The sequence below is a fragment of the Achromobacter sp. 18P8.1.1 genome (assembly GCF_057799415.1).
The window spans coordinates 1-211 of record NZ_JBYOKH010000109.1; the positions used below are offsets into that span (position 1 = coordinate 1).

The 211-nt window shown below is 53.1% G+C and carries 1 protein-coding gene; it reads right to left on the reverse strand.

Features of this window, described 5'->3' with window-relative positions; translation table 11 throughout:
* Nucleotides 1-211: hypothetical protein (locus AC27VE_RS30765; RefSeq protein WP_488705863.1), on the reverse strand; the 211-nt coding region annotated here is incomplete at both ends.

Sequence of the window (211 nt, forward strand, 5' to 3'; positions counted from 1 at the left end):
CGAAAACTTAGGGTTAACCCGAATGGGTGCTTCTGATGTTTCGATAGCTGCTAAAGAGAGCGGATCCGAAGGGGTCGCAAGCAAGAAAGCGGTGGCGCGAAAGCGAACGAAGCTGACTTGACAAGCGATAAAAACTCCTTCATAATCTCGCCTCTCTGCTGCTGAAAACAGCAAGCGACGCAAGGCGAAAGCCGCAGCGAAGCGGTTGGGC